Origin of the sequence: Streptomyces sp. NPDC017943 (genome assembly GCF_044328425.1) — a bacterium.
Classification (GTDB): Bacteria; Actinomycetota; Actinomycetes; order Streptomycetales; family Streptomycetaceae; genus Streptomyces; species Streptomyces djakartensis_A.
The window spans coordinates 814,468-833,072 of sequence record NZ_JBIRHH010000001.1 but is presented as its reverse complement, the minus strand read 5'-3'; the positions used below and the strand labels follow the sequence as shown (position 1 = coordinate 833,072).

16 protein-coding genes are annotated in these 18,605 nt (G+C 72.3%); 9 read left to right on the top strand and 7 right to left on the bottom strand.

Annotated features, from left to right (window positions below; genetic code table 11):
• Window positions 1-149: 149 nt before the first annotated feature.
• Window positions 150-1,922, bottom strand: coding sequence for an acetyl/propionyl/methylcrotonyl-CoA carboxylase subunit alpha (locus ACH4C6_RS03645; RefSeq protein ID WP_398106866.1), 1,773 nt, complete (start codon window positions 1,920-1,922; stop codon window positions 150-152).
• 334 nt (window positions 1,923-2,256) lie between these two features.
• Here ACH4C6_RS03645 and ACH4C6_RS03640 point away from each other — a divergent pair, with 334 nt between their 5' ends.
• Entirely contained in the window at window positions 2,257-2,733 is a 477-nt protein-coding gene (locus ACH4C6_RS03640) for a hypothetical protein (protein WP_398106865.1), read from the top strand.
• On the opposite strand, the gene ACH4C6_RS03635 is transcribed toward ACH4C6_RS03640, so the two are convergent.
• From ACH4C6_RS03635 to ACH4C6_RS03620, 4 genes are all read right to left on the bottom strand, one after another.
• The gene (locus tag ACH4C6_RS03635) at window positions 2,702-3,322 is read right to left on the bottom strand and encodes a Maf family protein (protein WP_398106864.1); all 621 of its coding nucleotides are present in this window, start codon (window positions 3,320-3,322) and stop codon (window positions 2,702-2,704) included. The genes ACH4C6_RS03640 and ACH4C6_RS03635 overlap by 32 nt on opposite strands.
• A 31-nt stretch (window positions 3,323-3,353) precedes the next feature.
• Complete coding sequence (gene mmpB / locus ACH4C6_RS03630) at window positions 3,354-3,482, bottom strand: morphogenic membrane protein MmpB (RefSeq protein ID WP_333932515.1); 129 nt, start codon at window positions 3,480-3,482, stop codon at window positions 3,354-3,356.
• 129 nt (window positions 3,483-3,611) lie between these two features.
• Window positions 3,612-3,821 (bottom strand): acyl-CoA carboxylase epsilon subunit, encoded by a 210-nt coding sequence (locus tag ACH4C6_RS03625; RefSeq protein ID WP_398106863.1) that lies wholly within the window; start codon window positions 3,819-3,821, stop codon window positions 3,612-3,614.
• 17 nt (window positions 3,822-3,838) lie between these two features.
• Window positions 3,839-5,440: an acyl-CoA carboxylase subunit beta gene (locus ACH4C6_RS03620; protein WP_398106862.1), complete on the bottom strand. Its 1,602-nt coding sequence runs from the start codon at window positions 5,438-5,440 to the stop codon at window positions 3,839-3,841.
• 110 nt (window positions 5,441-5,550) lie between these two features.
• Here ACH4C6_RS03620 and ACH4C6_RS03615 point away from each other — a divergent pair, with 110 nt between their 5' ends.
• Window positions 5,551-6,414: a biotin--[acetyl-CoA-carboxylase] ligase gene (locus tag ACH4C6_RS03615; RefSeq protein ID WP_398106861.1), complete on the top strand. Its 864-nt coding sequence runs from the start codon at window positions 5,551-5,553 to the stop codon at window positions 6,412-6,414.
• A gap of 228 nt (window positions 6,415-6,642) precedes the next feature.
• Window positions 6,643-7,749 (top strand): adenylate/guanylate cyclase domain-containing protein, encoded by a 1,107-nt coding sequence (locus ACH4C6_RS03610; protein ID WP_398106860.1) that lies wholly within the window; start codon window positions 6,643-6,645, stop codon window positions 7,747-7,749.
• Between the two features lie 12 nt (window positions 7,750-7,761).
• Here ACH4C6_RS03610 and ACH4C6_RS03605 read toward each other — a convergent pair whose 3' ends face one another.
• The gene (locus tag ACH4C6_RS03605; protein ID WP_398106859.1) at window positions 7,762-8,601 is read right to left on the bottom strand and encodes a hypothetical protein; all 840 of its coding nucleotides are present in this window, start codon (window positions 8,599-8,601) and stop codon (window positions 7,762-7,764) included.
• Window positions 8,602-8,816: 215 nt separating this feature from the next.
• Here ACH4C6_RS03605 and ACH4C6_RS03600 point away from each other — a divergent pair, with 215 nt between their 5' ends.
• The 3 genes from ACH4C6_RS03600 (at window position 8,817) to hutH (ending at window position 12,592) form a co-directional block, all read left to right on the top strand.
• Window positions 8,817-9,617: an enoyl-CoA hydratase/isomerase family protein gene (locus ACH4C6_RS03600; protein ID WP_398106858.1), complete on the top strand. Its 801-nt coding sequence runs from the start codon at window positions 8,817-8,819 to the stop codon at window positions 9,615-9,617.
• Window positions 9,618-9,799: 182 nt separating this feature from the next.
• Complete coding sequence (locus ACH4C6_RS03595) at window positions 9,800-10,951, top strand: diguanylate cyclase domain-containing protein (RefSeq protein ID WP_398106857.1); 1,152 nt, start codon at window positions 9,800-9,802, stop codon at window positions 10,949-10,951.
• Between the two features lie 102 nt (window positions 10,952-11,053).
• Complete coding sequence (hutH, locus tag ACH4C6_RS03590) at window positions 11,054-12,592, top strand: histidine ammonia-lyase (RefSeq protein ID WP_398107124.1); 1,539 nt, start codon at window positions 11,054-11,056, stop codon at window positions 12,590-12,592.
• Between the two features lie 80 nt (window positions 12,593-12,672).
• Here hutH and ACH4C6_RS03585 read toward each other — a convergent pair whose 3' ends face one another.
• On the bottom strand, window positions 12,673-12,987 hold the full coding sequence (locus ACH4C6_RS03585; protein ID WP_398106856.1) for an LPXTG cell wall anchor domain-containing protein: 315 nt from the start codon (window positions 12,985-12,987) through the stop codon (window positions 12,673-12,675).
• Between the two features lie 109 nt (window positions 12,988-13,096).
• Here ACH4C6_RS03585 and ACH4C6_RS03580 point away from each other — a divergent pair, with 109 nt between their 5' ends.
• The 3 genes from ACH4C6_RS03580 to ACH4C6_RS03570 all read left to right on the top strand — a co-directional run bounded on the left by ACH4C6_RS03580 (window position 13,097) and on the right by ACH4C6_RS03570 (window position 18,581).
• Window positions 13,097-13,429 (top strand): hypothetical protein, encoded by a 333-nt coding sequence (locus ACH4C6_RS03580; RefSeq protein ID WP_398106855.1) that lies wholly within the window; start codon window positions 13,097-13,099, stop codon window positions 13,427-13,429.
• Between the two features lie 274 nt (window positions 13,430-13,703).
• Window positions 13,704-14,954, top strand: coding sequence for an Ig-like domain-containing protein (locus ACH4C6_RS03575; protein ID WP_398106854.1), 1,251 nt, complete (start codon window positions 13,704-13,706; stop codon window positions 14,952-14,954).
• Window positions 14,955-15,338: 384 nt separating this feature from the next.
• The gene (locus ACH4C6_RS03570) at window positions 15,339-18,581 is read left to right on the top strand and encodes a S8 family peptidase (RefSeq protein ID WP_398107123.1); all 3,243 of its coding nucleotides are present in this window, start codon (window positions 15,339-15,341) and stop codon (window positions 18,579-18,581) included.
• The last annotated feature ends 24 nt before the right edge of the window (window positions 18,582-18,605 follow it).

Below are 18,605 nucleotides of genomic sequence, written 5' to 3'. Positions count from 1 at the left end.
GCTCGCTCGGGGGGGCCTTGTGCCGGGGGGGGGGGGGGGCCCCGGGGGCGGGGGGGGGGGGGGGGGGGGGGGGGGGGGGGGGGGCCCCCCGGGGGGGGGGGGGGGCGCCGGGGGGGGGGCCCCCCCCCGCAGCCGGTGGTTCTCCGGGGTCAGTCCTTGATCTCGCAGATCGCCGCGCCCGACGTCACCGACGCGCCGATCTCCGCCGACAGGCCCTTGATCGTGCCGGAGCGGTGGGCGTTGAGGGGCTGCTCCATCTTCATGGCCTCCAGGACGACGACCAGGTCGCCCTCCTTGACCTCCTGGCCCTCCTCGACCGCGACCTTGACGATCGTGCCCTGCATCGGCGAGGTCAGCGTGTCACCGGAGGCGACGGGGCCGGACTTCTTCGCCGCGCGGCGCTTGGGCTTGGCACCCGCCGCGAGGCCCGTACGGGCCAGGGACATGCCCAGCGACGACGGCAGGGAGACCTCGAGGCGCTTGCCGCCGACCTCGACGACGACCGTCTCGCGGCCCGCCTCCTCGTCCGCCTCCGCGTCCGCGGGCGCCGCGAACGGCTTGATCTCGTTGACGAACTCCGTCTCGATCCACCGCGTGTGGACCGTGAAGGGCTCGGAGGAACCGGTGAGCTCGGGCGCGAACGCCGGGTCCTTCACCACCGCGCGGTGGAACGGGATGGCCGTGGCCATGCCCTCGACCTGGAACTCCTCCAGCGCACGCGCGGCCCGCTCCAGGGCCTCCTTGCGCGTACGGCCGGTGACGATCAGCTTGGCCAGCAGCGAGTCCCACGCCGGGCCGATGACCGAGCCGGACTCCACGCCCGCGTCCAGCCGGACACCCGGGCCGGACGGCGGGGCGAAGGTGGTGACGGTGCCGGGCGCGGGCAGGAAGTTGCGGCCCGGGTCCTCGCCGTTGATGCGGAACTCGAAGGAGTGGCCGCGCAGCTCCGGGTCGCCGTAGCCGAGCTCCTCGCCGTCGGCGATACGGAACATCTCGCGCACCAGGTCGATGCCGGCGACCTCCTCGGTGACCGGGTGCTCCACCTGGAGGCGGGTGTTGACCTCCAGGAAGGAGATCGTGCCGTCGAGGCCGACGAGGAACTCCACCGTGCCGGCGCCGACGTAGCCGGCCTCCTTCAGGATCGCCTTGGAGGCGGAGTACAGCTCCTCCATCTGCGCCTCGGACAGGAACGGCGCGGGGGCCTCCTCCACCAGCTTCTGGTGGCGGCGCTGCAGCGAGCAGTCACGGGTGGAGACGACGACCACGTTGCCGTGCTGGTCGGCCAGGCACTGGGTCTCCACGTGGCGGGGCTTGTCGAGGTAGCGCTCGACGAAGCACTCGCCCCGGCCGAAGGCCGCCACGGCCTCGCGGACGGCGGAGTCGTACAGCTCGGGCACCTCTTCGAGGGTGCGGGCGACCTTCAGGCCGCGGCCGCCGCCGCCGAACGCCGCCTTGATGGCGATGGGCAGGCCGTGCTCCTCGGCGAAGGCGACGACCTCCTCCGCACCGGAGACCGGGTCGGGCGTGCCGGCCACCAGCGGGGCACCGGCGCGCTGGGCGATGTGCCGGGCGGCCACCTTGTCACCGAGGTCGCGGATCGCCTGCGGCGGCGGGCCGATCCAGATCAGACCCGCGTCCAGCACCGCCTGGGCGAACTCGGCGTTCTCGGAGAGGAAGCCGTACCCGGGGTGGATCGCGTCCGCGCCCGACTCCCGGGCGGCCTTCAGCACCTTCTCGATGTCGAGGTAGCTGGTGCCCGGGGTGTCACCGCCCAGGGCGAACGCCTCATCCGCGGCGCGGACATGCAGAGCGTCCCGGTCCGGGTCGGCGTAGACGGCCACGCTCGCGATCCCGGCGTCCCGGCAGGCCCGGGCCACGCGGACAGCGATTTCGCCACGGTTGGCGATGAGCACCTTGCGCACGATTGAGGCTCCCTCCTTGAAACAAGCCGAGTTTAGGGACAGCCGACACGGCACTTCGACCCGTCCCCAATGGTGAGCTTGCCCACACGGAGCGTGATTCGAGGCTCGCTCGACCTGCGAAATCCCTTGTCGCACCGCAGAACGCAGTACTCCTCCGGGAAACCCTAGCCGTCTCCTGTGGTCAAGGTCTCTGTCATCACGTGCTGCGGGCCACTCTGTTTCTTTGTGGAGTCCCTACGAATGGCCCAATGATTCTTTGCTTGCCGCCGGACCCTTGTTCCCCCGTTTACCCGTGAGTAGCCTTCGCGGTGTCCCGAACGGCGGAAGGGGGCGCGTGGTGCGCAGGCCGGTGGCGTGGGTCGTGGCGGTCGTGCTGTTCGCCGAGGCGTTCGGCATCGCCGCGCTGAACTGGATCCTCGGGGTCGCCGTCGACCGGCAGGACATGTCGCTGGCCGGGCTCGACCCGCACATGATGTCGGTGTCCTCGAAGATCGGCGGGATCGTCTTCGGCCTCTACTTCGCGCTGTGCGGCCTGGTCGCCCTGCTCGTGGCGCTGCGGGACCAGCGCCCGGCCGGCTTCGGACGGGTGCTGCTGGTCAGCGCGGCCGTGGTGCACGGGTTGCTCGGGGCGTTCACCTGGGGCCCGGTGGGCCCGCCGGCGTTCCTCTTCATGGTGCTGGTGCTCGCCCTGATCGTCCTGCTGCTGATGACGTACGACCGTCCGGCCGGGCCCGCCGGCGCCGCGCCCGAGGACGGCCCGGGCGGCGGCGGGGACGCGGTCACCTCTCCGCCGGCGCCCACAACTCCGTGATGCCCACGCCCAGTTCCTTCAGCAGCCGCCGGACCAGGGGCAGGCTGATGCCGATGACGTTGCCGTGGTCGCCGTCGATGCCGTCGATGAACGGCGCGGAACGGCCGTCCAGGGTGAACGCCCCGGCGACGTGGAGGGGTTCGCCGGAGGCCACGTAGGCGGCGACCTCCTCGTCGGTGGGTTCACCGAAATGGACGACGGTCGACGCGGTGGCGGAGACGTACCGGCCGGTGGCCGTGTCGTAGACGCAGTGGCCCGTCTGGAGGGTGCCGGCCCGGCCGCGCATCGCCGTCCAGCGGGCGGTGGCCTCCTCGGCGTCCGCGGGCTTGCCCAGCGCCTTGCCGTCCAGGTCGAGCACGGAGTCGCAGCCGATGACCAGCGCACCCTTGGCCTCCGGGCGGGCGGCCACGACGGAGGCCTTCGCCTCGGCGAGGGCGAGCGCCAGTTCGGCGGGGGTGGGGGCGGTGACGGCGTCCTCGTCGACGCCGCTGACGATCACCTCGGGGGCGAGACCGGCCTGGCGGAGCAGACCGAGCCGGGCGGGGGACTGGGAGGCGAGGACGAGTCGCCTGCTGCGCTGAGCGGTCATGCCGTCAGATTAGTCACCCGGGCGGGCCGGCTCACCTCACGCCGATCCCGATCATCACCAGCACCATGGCCACCGCCAGGAGAACGCTCAGCCGCCGCAGCATGCCCTGCATGTCACGCAGTTCCTCGGGCGGTTCGTTCTCGGGGTCGGACCACAGCATGACTCCAGCGTGCGGCCCGGCGGGGCGGGGCGCCTGAGTAGGCGTACTCAAATCGGCGCCCCGCGTTCCGCTACCGCATCCGCATCCGCATCCGCTGCCGCGGGCCCCTCGTACGGCCGAGGGGGCGGGTCACCCCGGCCAGTAGGTGCGGCCCCACGCGGCCGGCCCCGGCTGGGGCAGGCGGTGGGCCGTGATCCGGGACGGGTCGGACCACGCGTCGCGCGGCGCGGGCGCGCCGGACGGCGCCGCGGCGGCCGCCGCGGCGCGCGCCCTGACCACCGCCAGGGCGGCGGCCAGCTCCTCCGGGGTCGGGTTGCCTCGCAGGACCTTGATGTTCATGGCGGCTCCCAGCAGGCCTAGAGGGGGATGTTGCCGTGCTTCTTCGGAGGCAGGGATTCCCGCTTCGTGCGCAGCTGACGCAGGCCCCGGACGATGTGCCGGCGCGTCTCGGACGGCAGGATGACGGCGTCGACGTACCCGCGCTCGGCCGCGACGTAGGGGTTGAGGAGGGTGTCCTCGTACTCCTGGATCAGCCGGGCCCGCACCGCCTCCAGGTCCTCCCCGGCGGCCTCCGCCTCCGCGAGCGTGCGGCGGTGCAGGATGTTGACCGCGCCCTGGGCGCCCATGACGGCGATCTGGGCCGTCGGCCAGGCCAGGTTGAGGTCGGCACCCAGGTGCTTGGACCCCATGACGTCGTAGGCGCCGCCGAAGGCCTTGCGGGTGATCACCGTGATCAGCGGGACGGTCGCCTCGGCGTAGGCGTAGATCAGCTTGGCGCCGCGCCGGATGATGCCGTCGTGCTCCTGGTCCACGCCCGGCAGGAAGCCGGGGACGTCGACGAAGGTGAGCACCGGGACGTTGAAGGCGTCGCAGGTCCGCACGAAGCGGGCCGCCTTCTCGCTGGCCTTGATGTCCAGGCACCCGGCGAACTGCATGGGCTGGTTGGCGACGATGCCGACCGGACGGCCCTCGACGCGCCCGAAGCCGGTGACGATGTTCGGCGCGTACAGCGGCTGCGTCTCGAAGAACTCGGCGTCGTCCAGGACGTGCTCGAGCACCGCGTGCATGTCGTACGGCTGGTTCGCGCTGTCCGGGACGATCGTGTCCAGCTCGCGGTCCTCGTCGCCGACCTCCAGGTCGGCCTCCTCGGGGAAGACCGGCGCCTCGGAGAGGTTGTTGGACGGCAGGTAGGACAGCAGCTGCTTGATGTACTCGATCGCGTCCTTCTCGTCGCCCGCCATGTGGTGGGCCACGCCGGAGGTCGCGTTGTGGGTCCGGGCGCCGCCCAGCTCCTCGAAGCCGACGTCCTCGCCGGTGACGGTCTTGATGACGTCGGGGCCGGTGATGAACATGTGCGAGGTCTGGTCGACCATCACCGTGAAGTCGGTGATGGCCGGGGAGTAGACCGCCCCGCCCGCGCACGGCCCGACGACCAGGCTGATCTGCGGGATCACACCGGAGGCGTGGGTGTTGCGGCGGAAGATCTCGCCGTACGCGCCGAGCGAGGCCACACCCTCCTGGATGCGCGCGCCGCCGGAGTCGTTGATGCCGATGACCGGGCAGCCGGTCTTCAGCGCGAAGTCCATGACCTTGACGATCTTCTGCCCGTAGACCTCGCCCAGCGCACCGCCGAAGACGGTGAAGTCCTGCGAGAACACGGCGACCGGCCGGCCGTCGACGGTGCCGTAACCCGTGACGACCCCGTCGCCGTACGGGCGGTTCTTGTCGAGGCCGAAGTTGGTCGAGCGGTGCCGGGCGAACTCGTCGAGCTCGACGAAGGAGCCCTCGTCCAGCAGGAGTTCGATCCTCTCACGGGCCGTCAGCTTGCCCTTGGCGTGCTGCTTCTCCACCGCGCGGGCGGATCCGGCGTGTGTCGCTTCCTCGATGCGGCGCTTCAGGTCCGCGAGCTTGCCCGCGGTCGTGTGGATGTCGGGCTGCTGCTCTTCCGGCTCGGACATCGGGATGCGGCTCCCTGCCTGCTCAAAAGGGGGGACGGTTACTCATCCGTAGAGTAGTGGGGTGCCTCCGCATCGGCAGTGCGGCGTTTACCACACCTAGGGTGGCTTGCATGACGCCGCGAGATGCATCAGAGCCGAACGGGAGCCGTTGGTCCGACCTGGACCGGCCGCCCCTCAACGTCACCGCCCTGCGCCGGGGCCTGGTGCGGGACGGAGGGCTGTGGACCGGGGTCGACGTGGTGCAGCGCACCGGCTCCACCAACTCCGACCTCGTCGCCCGCGCCGAGGAGGGCCGGGCGGCGGAGGGCGCGGTGCTGATCGCCGAGGAGCAGACGGCCGGGCGCGGGCGCCTGGACCGGCAGTGGACGGCGCCCCCGCGCGCCGGCCTGTTCTTCTCCGTGCTGCTCACCCCGCGCGAGGTGCCGGTGGCCCGGTGGGGCTGGCTGACCCTGCTCACGGGCGTCGCCGTGGCCACCGGCCTGTCCCGGGCCGCCGGCGTGGACACGGCCCTGAAGTGGCCCAACGACGTGCTGGTCACGGTGGGCGGCGAGGAGCGCAAGGCCGGCGGCATCCTCGCCGAGCGGGCCGGTGACGGCGGGGTCGTCATGGGCGTCGGCATCAACGTCACGCTGAGGGAGGACGAGCTGCCCGTGCCGACGGCCGGGTCGCTCGCGCTGGCCGGCGCGGTGAGCACCGACCGGGACCCGCTGCTGCGGGGCGTGCTCCGGTCCCTGGAGGACTGGTACGGCACGTGGCGTGCGGCGGAGGGCGACCCCGGCGTGAGCGGGTTGCAGGAGGCGTATGCCGCCGGGTGCGCGACGCTCGGGCGGGTGGTGCGGGCGGAGCTGCCGGGGGACCGGGCCGTACGCGGGGAAGCGGTGGCCGTGGACGGCGACGGGCGGTTGGTGCTGGCGACGGAGGCGGGCGTGGAGCCGGTGGGAGCCGGGGACATCGTGCACCTGCGGCCGGCCTGAGACGGAGCCGGGGGCCGGGGCCGAGGTCGGGTCCCCGCGGGTCGCAGACGAGCGCCGGACGGGCCGGGGGTGCCCGGCCCGTCCGGCGCTCGACGAGAGGGCGTTCCCGCCGGACAGGGCCCGGCCCCGCACCCACCGGCCGAACCTGACGGAGTGAGCTGGCGCACACCTGCCGTAGAGTTGAGGCCGGTCGATACCTGACCGTGACAGATCGGAAGGGCAGCACGCGTGACCGTCGACGACTCGGGCTCCGGCACGGACGCGCAGGGCGCCGACTCCGGCGAGGATCCGCTCGCCCTGCGCCTCGAAGGGCTCATCCTGGGCGCCGAGCGCCGCTACACCCCGTTCCAGGCGGCCCGCAGCGCCGGCGTCTCCATGGAACTGGCCTCCCGCTTCTGGCGGGCCATGGGCTTCGCCGACATCGGCCAGGCCAAGGCCCTGACCGAGGCGGACGTCCTCGCGCTGCGCCGGCTGGCCGGTCTGGTCGAGGCGGGCCTGCTGAGCGAGGCGATGGCCGTGCAGGTGGCCCGGTCCACCGGGCAGACCACCGCGCGGCTCGCCGAATGGCAGATCGACTCCTTCCTGGAGGGGCTGACCGAGCCGCCGGAGCCGGGCATGACCCGCACGGAGGTCACGTATCCGATCGTCGAGCTGCTGCTGCCCGAGCTCCAGGAGTTCCTCGTCTACGTCTGGCGCCGGCAGCTCGCCGCCTCGGCCGGGCGGGTCGTGCAGGCCGCCGACGACGAGGAGATGGTCGACCGGCGGCTCGCCGTGGGCTTCGCCGACCTGGTCGGCTTCACCCGGCTGACCCGGCGCATGGAGGAGGAGGAGCTCGGCGAGCTGGTCGAGGCCTTCGAGACCACGGCCGCCGACCTGGTGGCCGCCAACGGAGGCCGGCTGATCAAGACCCTCGGTGACGAGGTGCTCTACGCGGCCGACGACGCCGGCACGGCCGCCGAGATCGCCCTGCGCCTGATCGAGACGATGGCGAACGACGAGACCATGCCGGAGCTGCGCGTCGGCATGGCGTTCGGCACGGTCACCACCCGCATGGGCGATGTCTTCGGCACGACCGTGAATCTCGCCTCCCGGCTCACGTCGATAGCGCCCAAGGACGCCGTCCTGGTCGACACGGCCTTCGCGGAGGAACTCATCCGCACGCAGGACGCGCCGTCCTCGGAGGCGGAGGCCGCCGAGGAGGCCGCGGCGGCGGAGAAGGAGGGCGAGGAGCCCCCGTCGTACCGGTTCGCCCTCCAGCCGATGTGGCAGCGGCCCGTGCGTGGCCTGGGCGTCGTGGAGCCGTGGCTGCTCACGCGCCGGGACGAGACGCCGTAGGCGCGCCGCTCCTCAGGGGCGGGCGGCGAGCGGGGTGTCGACGCACAGGCCGATGATCGGCACGCACAGCCCGGGATCCCGCGGCTTCTCCGGCTCCTCGCGAGGGGGCGGCGGGGACGCGGGGGTGGTCCGGCCCGGTGGTGCGGGCGGGGCCGGGGCGGGCTCCGGGGCGCCTGTCGGGGCGGCCGGGCCCGGGGCACGGGGTGTGTCCGGTGGGTTCGGCTCCTCCGGGATGCCCGTGGACCCGGTGCCGGGCCCGTACCCGGCCCCGGGGGCCGTGGCAGCCGCACCGGGTGCCTCCGCGCCCTGCGGGCCGCCGGCGGTGGCGGCGGAGGTCGCGGCCGGTGACGCCCCGTTCGTGAACGGTGACGGGGTCAGGCCGCCGAGGGCAGTGGGCGACGAGGGGCCCGCCTCGGGCGCGGCGGGAGTGGTCGCGGCGGTGCCGCCGGTCCCGTCCGCGCCGGTCGTGACCGGGCCCGGGAGGGGCCCCGCCTCGTGGGCACCGGTGCCGTCCGGGACCGGTTCGGAGGACAGGCGCAGCAGGCTCAGCGCGCCGGCGGCCAGGGCGAGCCCTCCGGCGGCGAGCAGCACCTTGCGGGGACGGGGCTTGCGGTGCCGCCCGCGCACCCGGGCCGTCAGCCGACCGCTGGCGGCCGCCGGTGCGCGTGCGGGTTCCCGTCCGCGTCCGGGTTCCCGTCCGTGTGCGGGTTCCCGTACGGGCCGGTGGCCGTGTGCGGGTGCGGCCGGCGGGGTGGCGGGCTCGCGCGGGGTGGCCGGGCGGTGACGGCGCTGTGCCGTCGTGGTGGCCGTGTTCCGTCGTGGCTGTGGTGTCGCCGGTCTCTTCGTCGTCATGCGGTCGGTCCCTCCCCGATGCCCCGCGCCCCCGGTGCGCCGTGGCTGACGCACGCTATGCGCTGCTCCCGGTGACCGGGCCCGAGTGGCGAGGACTTCACTCGAACGGGTGGGCGGGCCGGGGCGGGATCGGACGGGTCGGGCCTTCCGCCGGTGGGGCACGGCTGCGATGATCGGAGCGGTGTCTTGTTAACCCGCGTTAACCGGAGGGTGTCATGAGTGAGGAACGGTTCGGGGAGTTCGTGCTGGTGCGGCGGCATGAGCAGGGGCACGTCGCGGAGCTCGTCCTCGACCGGCCCAAGGCCATGAACGCCGTGTCGACGGAGATGGCGCGGTCCATCGCCGGTGCCTGTACGGCCCTGGGGGAGGACCGGGAGGTGCGGGCGGTCGTCCTGACCTCCACGCACGAGCGGGCGTTCTGCGTCGGCGCCGACCTGAAGGAGCGGAACTCGTTCAGCGACGCCGACCTGCTGCGCCAGCGGCCCGTGACCCGGGGGGCGTACACCGGGGTGCTGGAGCTGCCGGTGCCGACGGTGGCCGCGGTGCACGGCTTCGCGCTCGGCGGCGGGTTCGAGCTGGCCCTGGCGTGCGACGTGATCGTGGCGGACCGTACGGCCGTGGTGGGGCTGCCGGAGGTGTCCGTCGGCGTGATTCCGGGCGGCGGCGGCACGCAGCTCCTGCCGCGCCGGGTCGGGGCGGCCCGGGCGGCCGAGCTGATCTTCTCGGCGCGGCGGGTGGAGGCCGCGGAGGCGGGGGAGTGGGGACTGGTCGACCAGGTCGTCGAGACCGGCCGGGACCGCGACGAGGCGCTGGCGCTGGCCGCGCGGATCGCCGGGAACTCCCCGGTGGGCCTGCGCGCGGCCAAGCGGGCGCTGCGGCTGGGCCAGGGACTGGACCTGCGGGCCGGCCTGGAGGTGGAGGACGCGGCGTGGCGGGCCACGGCCTTCTCGGGCGACCGCGCGGAGGGCGTCGCGGCCTTCAACGAGCGCCGCAAGCCGGAGTGGCCCGGGGAGTGAACCCCGGGAGCGGACCCGGCGGCACCCCACCGGGCCCGCTCCCGCGCCCGGCGGGGGCTCGCTCCCGGCGGCAGGCGCAACCCGTACTGCCCGGGGTACAGCAGCGGACCTCCCCGTGCTCGTTCCTCCCCGTTCGCGTCAAGAACAGGTCGGTTTGGCTGAAAACTCCCTAGCCTGGAGTGATGGGTGAGGACAGACGGCTGGTCGCCGTCGTCGCGTTGGCTCAGGGGATGGCGGCCGCGCACGGATCACGTGAGGCGTGGCGTGCCGCGGCCCACGGAGCCTGCCGGGCGCTGGGCGGGAGTTTCGCCGCGCTGTCGGTGTGGGAGCGGGAGCTGGGGCGGCTGAAGGTCCTCGTGAACGTCGGGGAGCTCGCCGAGGGGGAGGAGGAGTTCCCCGAGGACGAGTCCTACCCGGTGCACCAGTTCGCGGAGATCACCGAGTTCCTGCACGAGCAGTGGGCCGGGGGCGGGGAGCCGGACGCCTGGGTGGAGACCGCCGAGGGGCCCGCCGGAGGGCGGCCCGGGTACTGCCACCAGCGCGTCGCCGCCCTGCGCCGCCGCGGCCGCGGCTGCTGCGTGGTCGCGCCGATCGTGCTGCACGGCAGGGCCTGGGGCGAGCTGTACGTGGCCCGGCCGGTGGGCCGGCCCGTCTTCGGACGGGCCGACGCCGACTTCGCCACCGTCCTGGCCTCCGTCGTGGCGGCCGGCATCGCCCAGACGGAGCGGCTGGAGGAGGCCCGTCGGCTGGCCTTCACCGACTCCCTCACCGGACTCGCCAACCGCCGGGCCGTCGACGTGCGGCTGGAGCAGGCGATCGAGCACCACCGGCGGGAGGACGCCGTGGTCAGCCTGGTCGTCTGCGACCTGAACGGGCTCAAGCGGGTCAACGACACCCACGGGCACGCGGCCGGCGACCGGCTGCTGGAACGGTTCGGCTCGGTGCTGTCGCTGTGCGGGGCGATGCTGCCGGGGGCGCTCGCGGCCCGGCTCGGCGGGGACGAGTTCTGCCTGCTCGCGGTCGGGCCGCCCGCCGACCAGGTGGTGAAGGCGGCCGGGGAACTGTGCCGCCGCGCGGCCGAGTTGGGGCTCGGTGACGGCGTGGCCTGCGGGGTCGCGTCCACCGCGGACCCGATCGGTCCGGTGCGCTCCGCGCGGCGGCTCTTCCGCCTCGCCGACGCGGCCCAGTACCAGGCCAAGGCGCAGCGGGCCGCGAAGCCGGTCGTCGCCGGCCGGGCCGGTCCCGACGACCCCGTCCTGCGGCTCGCGGACGAGCCGTCGAAGGAGACGGCCGACGGGGAGCGCCGGAGCTTCCGCGGCCGGCACGCCCCCTGAGCGCCGCGCGGGGGCCGGACGCTGTGACGTATCGGTAAGGGGTGAACCCGGTCCCCAGTGGTGACATCATCGAATTCACTGCGTACGCTCCTGAATATGGATATGCACACTGTGGTGGTGGGGACGTCCGGGACGACGGCGTCCGACGTGCTCGCCGTGGCGCGTGCCGGAGCCCGCGTCGAGCTCTCCGGGGAGGCCGTGGCCGCCCTCGCCGCGGCCCGCGAGATCGTGGACGCCCTGGCGGCCAAGCCGGAGCCCGTGTACGGCGTGAGCACCGGCTTCGGTGCCCTGGCGACCCGGCACATCAGCCCCGAGCTGCGCGCTCAGCTGCAGCGCAACATCGTCCGCTCGCACGCCGCCGGCATGGGCCCGCGGGTGGAGCGGGAAGTCGTCCGGGCCCTGATGTTCCTGCGCCTGAAGACCGTCTGCTCCGGGCGCACCGGCGTGCGTCCCGAGGTCGCGCAGACCATGGCGGACCTGCTCAACGCCGGGATCACCCCGGTCGTGCACGAGTACGGCTCCCTCGGCTGCTCCGGGGACCTCGCGCCGCTGTCCCACTGCGCGCTCGCCCTGATGGGCGAGGGCGACGCCGAGGGCCCCGACGGCGTCGTGCGCCCGGCCGCGGACCTGCTCGCCGCGCACGGCATCCAGCCCGTCGAACTGCGCGAGAAGGAGGGCCTCGCCCTCCTCAACGGCACCGACGGCATGCTCGGCATGCTGATCATGGCCCTGGCCGACCTGGAGACGCTCTACCGGTCCGCCGACGTCACGGCCGCCCTGTCGCTGGAGGCCCTGCTCGGCACCGACAAGGTCCTCGCCCCCGAGCTGCACGCCATCCGGCCGCACCCGGGCCAGGCCGCCAGTGCCGCCAACATGCTCGCCGTGCTCCAGGGCTCGGGCCTGACCGGCCATCACCAGGACGACGCGCCGCGGGTCCAGGACGCCTACTCGGTGCGCTGCGCCCCGCAGGTCGCCGGGGCCGGGCGGGACACCATGGCCCACGCCCGGCTGGTCGCCGACCGCGAGCTGGCGGCCGCCGTGGACAACCCCGTCGTCCTGCCCGACGGCCGGGTGGAGTCCAACGGCAACTTCCACGGCGCGCCCGTCGCCTACGTCCTGGACTTCCTGGCCGTCGCCGCCGCCGACCTCGGCTCCATCGCCGAGCGCCGCACCGACCGGCTGCTCGACAAGAACCGCAGTCACGGGCTGCCGCCGTTCCTCGCCGACGACGCCGGTGTGGACTCGGGTCTGATGATCGCTCAGTACACGCAGGCCGCCCTGGTGAGTGAGCTGAAGCGGCTCGCCGTGCCGGCGTCGGCCGACTCGATCCCCTCCTCCGCCATGCAGGAGGACCACGTCTCGATGGGCTGGTCGGCGGCGCGCAAGCTGCGCACGTCCGTGGACAACCTCACCCGTGTGCTGGCCATCGAGCTGTACGCCGCGACCCGCGCCGTCGAACTGCGCGAGGGACTCGCCCCGGCGCCCGCGACGCGAGCCGTCATCGACGCCGTACGGGAGGCGGGGGTTCAGGGGCCGGGGCCGGACCGCTTCCTGGCGCCCGACCTCGCCGCGGCGGACGCGTTCGTGCGCGACGGGCGGCTGCTGGCCGTGGTGGAGAAGGTCACCGGGCCGCTGCGGTAGCGGTCGCGGCGAGCGGGACGAGGGGCCCTGCCGTGCGGCGGGGCCCCGTCACGCGCGGTCGGAGCCCGGCCCAAGTGCGGTCAGAGACCGAGCCGTTCCCGGCGGACCGAGTACACGACGAACCCGGCGCCCAGCGCCAGGCAGAACGTGCCGCCGATGACGTACGGCGTGCTGTCGAAGCTGCCGGTGTCGGCGAGCCGGGTCCCCGGCACGGAGGTGCCGGTCGTGGTCGCGGCGATCCTCGCCTGCTCCGTGACCTGCGGCGACGGACCGGCCGAGGCCGTCTCTCTCACCGGGCTCTCCGACGTCGCGTTGGCGGACGGGACGAACCACATGGCGCCCAGCAGGGACGCCGCGGCAGTGGCGGTCAGCAACGGGCGGCGGGCGGATGACACGGAATATCGATCCCCTTGTGAAGTCGGCGAATTGGCCGTGTGGGGCGATGTTAGTGAAAGTCGCGGGTCACGGGAAAGTCACGCGTGGGCCTCGACGTACGCTCGCGCCATGAGCACTCCTGAGACATCACGTTTTGTACGGCTTCGGGTCGACCTCGTCCTCGAGGTCGACGACGCCGACGCGGTCACCAAGGCGGCGCTGCGCCGGATCGGCGAGGACGAGGGCATGCCGGCGGCCGAGCGGACCCATGCCGAGAGCGCTGTGACGGAAGACACCGCGGAGGCGCTCGCCTACCTCGTCGACCCGTTCGACCTGGTCAGCCAGGTGCCGGGGGTGGACCTGCAGCAGGCCTCCTGGAGTGCCGAGCGGATCGACCACGACCCCGATGCGCAGGACTGGGACCTCGACGAGGATGATGGGGACGACGGCAACGACGGCTGAGCGCGCGGGAGAACCGGCCCGGGCGGCGGCCGTCGCCCGGGGTCCTCGCCCCCTCGGCCGGCGCACCGGCCGCACCCGCCTCGTCCGGCACGGCCCACCGCGGACGTGTCGAGCCCCACACCTGTGCCACTGGGGAACCGGACCGACCGGTCGTAGCGTTGAAAGTTATCGACGGGGACTCCCGGCCGGGACTCACGCGGTGCCGCGTGGGCACTTGGTCCGTGGCGGGGGACTCGGGGTTCTGGGGAAATCGGCAACGATGGAGAAGCGTGTGATGACGGTCAGTAAGCGGCGCAGGGGCCTGACGGTCGCGTCCGCACTGCTCGGCGGAGTGCTGGTGCTCTCGGCCTGTTCCGGCGGCGACGACAGCGCCTCCGGCGGGGACGGTGGCGACAGCTCCCAGTCGAAGGTCGACGAGGCCGCGGCCAAGAAGACCTCCGAGGCCCAGATCAAGATCACGCCCAAGGACGGCTCGAACAACGCCTCGATCAACAACTCGGCGACCGTCACCGTGAGCAAGGGCACGCTCACGTCGGTGAAGATGACCACCGCCGACGGCACCGAGGTCAGCGGCCAGATATCCGCCGACAAGAAGAGCTGGAAGCCCAGCACGCAGCTCGAGCGGTCGACCGCCTACAAGCTGGCGGCGGAGGCCAAGGACGCCGACGGGCGCATCGCGCACGAGAACGCCTCGTTCACCACGGTCTCCCCGGCCAACAGCTTCATCGGCAACTTCACCCCGGACGACGGCACCACCGTCGGTGTCGGCATGCCGGTCTCGATCAACTTCGACAAGGCGATCACCAACAAGGCCGCGGTCCAGAAGGGCATCACGGTCACCACCACCGGCGGCCAGGAAGTCGCCTGCCACTGGTTCAACGCCAACCGCATGGACTGCCGCCCCGAGGACTACTGGAAGGAAGGCTCCACCGTCACGCTGAAGCTCGCGCTCGACGGTGTCGAGGGTGCCAAGGGCGTCTTCGGCGTCCAGCAGAAGACGGTCACCTTCAAGATCGGCCGCAACCAGGTCTCCTACGTCGACGCGAAGACCAAGCAGATGAAGGTCACGCAGGACGGCAAGGTCGTGCGGACCATCCCGATCTCCGCCGGTTCGCCGGAGAACAAGACCTACGAGGGCATCATGGTGATGTCCGAGAAGTTCAAGGAGACGCGCATGAACGGCGCGACCGTGGGCTTCACGGACGACGACGGCAAGGGCGAGTACGACATCAAGGACGTGCCGCACGCCATCCGCCTCTCCAGCTCCGGCACCTTCATCCACGGCAACTACTGGGGCGCGAAGTCCATCTTCGGCAGCGCCAACACCAGCCACGGCTGCGTGGGTCTCCAGGACGCCAAGGGCGCCAACGACCCGGACACGCCGGGTGCCTGGTTCTTCGACAACTCGATCCTCGGTGACGTGGTCGTCGTCGAGAACACCGGTGACAAGACCATCGCGCCGGACAACGGCCTCAACGGCTGGAACATGAGCTGGGCCGACTGGAAGGCCGGCTCGGCCGTCTGACGGACCGCCGGAACCACCCGCACGAAGGCCGCCGCCCACCCCGCCGAGGGTCGGGTGGCGGCCTTCGGCCGTTCCCGGGCACCGGGCCGCGCCTCGTCAAGGAGCACACGCGGAGTCAACTCCGCTGATCCGTAACGGAGTTCCGGCGATCGTGTAACAGCCTGCCGACGGATCCCGCACCTCCCTCCCCGCTCTTGAGCAGCTGATCACCCCTCGGCATACTGCGTCCTCCGGGGGCGTACGCCCATGCGTGCGAGACCACCCCCGGCCGGGTGAACGGGGATTCGCCCGGTTCTTCTGCAAGGGGGAAACTTGCGCAGACAAGTGAAAAGGGCGTGCGCCGCCACGGTCGCGACAGCGGCGGCCGTGGCTCTGGCGGCGGGCATGACCGGCCCGGCGTCGGCGAACGGCGAGCAGGCGGCCGCGGCCGCCGCGCCGGCGCCCCTGACCGCCAGGCACCACGTCACCCTCATCACCGGCGACCGGGTCACCCTGGACGCCAAGGGCCGCGTCGTCGGCTTCGAACGGGCCGAGGGCCGCGAGAACATACCGGTCCAGGTCCGCAGGCTCGACGGGCACACCCTGGTGATCCCGGCCGACGCGGCCCGGCTGATCGCCACCGGCAGGCTCGACCAGCGGCTCTTCGACGTCACCGAACTCGGCAGGTCGGCCACCCGCAAGGCCCAGAAGAAGGGCCTGAAGGTCATCGTCGGCTACCGGGGCGGCGCCGCCGCGGCCAAGGCCGACGTCCGGGACGCGGGCACCCTGCGCCACACGCTGAAGACCCTGAACGCCGACGCCGTGCAGACACCGCAGCAGGAGACGCCCGAGCTCTGGAAGGCCGTCACCGACGGCGACCGGACCGCCTCCGGCATCGCGCACGTCTGGCTCGACGGCGTGCGCAAGGCCAGCCTCGACAAGTCCGTCGCGCAGATCGGCGCGCCCAAGGCCTGGTCCGCCGGGTTCGACGGCAAGGGCGTCAAGATCGCCGTGCTGGACACCGGTGTCGACGCCACCCACGCGGACCTCCGGGGCCAGGTGGTCGGCGCCAAGAACTTCACCGCCTCGCCCGACGCCTCCGACAAGGTCGGCCACGGCACGCACGTCGCCTCCATCGCGGCCGGCACCGGCAAGAAGTCCGGCGGCACGTTCAAGGGCGTCGCCCCCGGCGCGAAGATCCTCAACGGCAAGGTCCTCGACGACGACGGGTTCGGCAGCGACTCCGAGATCCTCGCCGGCATGGAGTGGGCCGTCGCCGAGGGCGCCGACGTCGTCAACATGAGTCTGGGCGGCGGCGACACGCCCGCGATCGACCCGATGGAAGCGGCGGTCAACAAGCTCTCCGAGGACAAGGGCGTCCTGTTCGCCATCGCCGCCGGCAACGAGGGCGACTTCGGCGAGCAGACCATCGGCTCCCCGGGCAGCGCCGCCGCGGCGCTGACCGTCGGCGCGGTCGACGGCAAGGACAAGATCGCCGACTTCTCCAGCCGCGGTCCGGGCCTGGACGGCGCCCTCAAGCCGGACGTGACCGCGCCCGGCGTGGACATCACGGCCGCCTCGGCCAAGGGCAACCAGATAGCCGGCGAGGTCGGCGAGAAGCCGGCCGGCTACATGACGATCTCCGGCACCTCGATGGCCACCCCGCACGTCGCGGGCGCGGCGGCGATCCTCAAGCAGCAGCACCCGCAGTGGAAGTACGCCGAACTGAAGGGCGCGCTCACCGGCTCCGCCAAGGGCGGCGCGTGCACGCCGTTCGAGCAGGGCTCGGGCCGCATCCAGGTCGACAGGGCCATCAAGCAGACCGTGATCGCCGAGTCGGCGTCGGTGAGCTTCGGGGTCCAGCAGTGGCCGCACACCGACGACAAGCCGGTCACCAAGGAGCTGACGTACCGCAACCTCGGTACGAAGGACGTCACGCTGAAGCTGACGTCGGCCGCCACCGGCCCCAAGGGCCAGGCCGCCCCCTCCGGCTTCTTCACGCTGGGCGCGGCGTCGGTGACGGTTCCCGCGGGCGGCAAGGCCACCGTCCCCTTCACCGTGAACACCAAGCTGGGCGGCACGCTCGACGGCGCGTACTCCGCGTACGTGACGGCCACCGGCGGCGGCCAGAGCGTCCGCACGGCGGCGGCGGTGCAGCGCGAGGTGGAGTCGTACGACGTCACCGTCAAGCACTTCGGCAGGGACGGCAAGCCGACGATCGGCTACACCACCGAGGCTTCGGGTTATGCCGGCCTAGGCAAGGAGCGTTCCTACTCGGTGCCCGACACGCCCACCGGCGCGGCCACCCTGCGCCTGCCCAAGGGCTCGTACCTGCTCAACAGCCTGATCGCCGAAGACATCGAGACGTTCGAAGGAGGCATCGACTGGCTTGTCCAGCCCAAGCTGGCCGTCACCAAGAACACCACGGTGACCATCGACGCCCGCAGGGCCAAGCCGGCCGACATCAGGGTTCCGGACGCCCAGGCCAAGCCGCTGTCCGCGATGGTCGACTACTACTACGACGCGGCAGACACAGGTCTCGGCATCGGTGTCGGCACATTCACCGACTTGCGCATGGCCCACCTCGGTCCGGAGGTCTCCGGGCTGAGCCAGGTCTGGAGCGGGCAGTGGGCCAAGGGCGACAGCGCCGAGTACAACGTCGCCACCTCGGCCAAGGTCAAGAAGATCCAGGGTGACAAGGTCCGGCACTTCAAGGCGAGTGAACTCGCCACGGTGAAGCACAACATGGGTGCGGCGGCATCCGGCAAGACCGGTGACCTGTTCATCCTGGGTCTGCTTCCCGACACCCTGACCTTCGCGCTCTCGGCGGAGCAGAAGCTGCCGAGCGCGCGCACCATGTACCTGTCGACCTCGAACAAGATCCAGTGGGCGTTCGACTTCACGCAGTACAAGGGCAAGGACGCCAACGGCGACGCGATCCCCGAGGCCGGGTACTCGCTCGACCCGCAGACGTACAAGGCCGGCCAGAAGTACACGAAGACCTTCAACACGGCGGTGTTCGGTCCGCGTCTGAACGCCGACTTCGGCATCTTCCGCAGGGGTAACGCCCTCTACGGCTCGCTGCCGCTGTTCGCCGACGGCTCCGGGCACGCAGGCTCGTCCGAGTTCACGTCAGTCGCCACGAACCTCTACCGCAACGGCACCAAGGTCGGCTCCAACACCGACCCGCTGTCTGGCGAGGAGTTCAGGGTCGCCTCCGGGGACGCCGAGTACAAGCTGACAACGTCGGTGAAGCGAAGCGTCAAGGTCGCCGCTGCTTCGACTCGTATCGACGGCAGCTGGACGTTCCGTTCCAAGAAGCCGTCCGGTGACACGCGTGTGAAGCTGCCCGCTTCCACCGTCCGCTTCAACGCGGCCACCGGCCTGGACAGCAAGGTCCCGGCGGGCAAGCAGGTCACCGTTCCGGTCACCGTCGAGGGCGCGGCCAAGGGCGGCAACCTGAAGTCGCTGTCGGTGTATGTGTCGTACGACTACGGCAAGACCTGGAAGAAGCTCGACGTCAAGAAGGGCAAGGTCTCCTTCAAGAACCCGGAGAAGGGCAAGGCCATCTCCTTCCACGCCAAGATCGCCGACAAGAAGGGCAACAAGTCGACGATCTCGATCTACAACGCGTACTACGGCAAGTGATTCCAGCTTGAGCCGGAACGCAAT

Excerpts from the sequence above, each read along its gene's own strand:
- ACH4C6_RS03635 (WP_398106864.1), bottom strand. The coding sequence starts at position 3,322 with ATGACCGCTCAGCGCAGCAGGCGACTCGTCCTCGCCTCCCAGTCCCCC.
- mmpB (WP_333932515.1), bottom strand. The coding sequence starts at position 3,482 with ATGCTGTGGTCCGACCCCGAGAACGAACCGCCCGAGGAACTGCGTGAC.
- ACH4C6_RS03625 (WP_398106863.1), bottom strand. The coding sequence starts at position 3,821 with ATGAACATCAAGGTCCTGCGAGGCAACCCGACCCCGGAGGAGCTGGCC.
- ACH4C6_RS03620 (WP_398106862.1), bottom strand. The coding sequence starts at position 5,440 with ATGTCCGAGCCGGAAGAGCAGCAGCCCGACATCCACACGACCGCGGGC.
- ACH4C6_RS03615 (WP_398106861.1), top strand. The coding sequence starts at position 5,551 with ATGACGCCGCGAGATGCATCAGAGCCGAACGGGAGCCGTTGGTCCGAC.
- ACH4C6_RS03605 (WP_398106859.1), bottom strand. The coding sequence starts at position 8,601 with ATGACGACGAAGAGACCGGCGACACCACAGCCACGACGGAACACGGCC.
- ACH4C6_RS03600 (WP_398106858.1), top strand. The coding sequence starts at position 8,817 with ATGAGTGAGGAACGGTTCGGGGAGTTCGTGCTGGTGCGGCGGCATGAG.
- ACH4C6_RS03595 (WP_398106857.1), top strand. The coding sequence starts at position 9,800 with ATGGGTGAGGACAGACGGCTGGTCGCCGTCGTCGCGTTGGCTCAGGGG.
- hutH (WP_398107124.1), top strand. The coding sequence starts at position 11,054 with ATGCACACTGTGGTGGTGGGGACGTCCGGGACGACGGCGTCCGACGTG.
- ACH4C6_RS03580 (WP_398106855.1), top strand. The coding sequence starts at position 13,097 with ATGAGCACTCCTGAGACATCACGTTTTGTACGGCTTCGGGTCGACCTC.
- ACH4C6_RS03575 (WP_398106854.1), top strand. The coding sequence starts at position 13,704 with ATGACGGTCAGTAAGCGGCGCAGGGGCCTGACGGTCGCGTCCGCACTG.
- ACH4C6_RS03570 (WP_398107123.1), top strand. The coding sequence starts at position 15,339 with ATGACCGGCCCGGCGTCGGCGAACGGCGAGCAGGCGGCCGCGGCCGCC.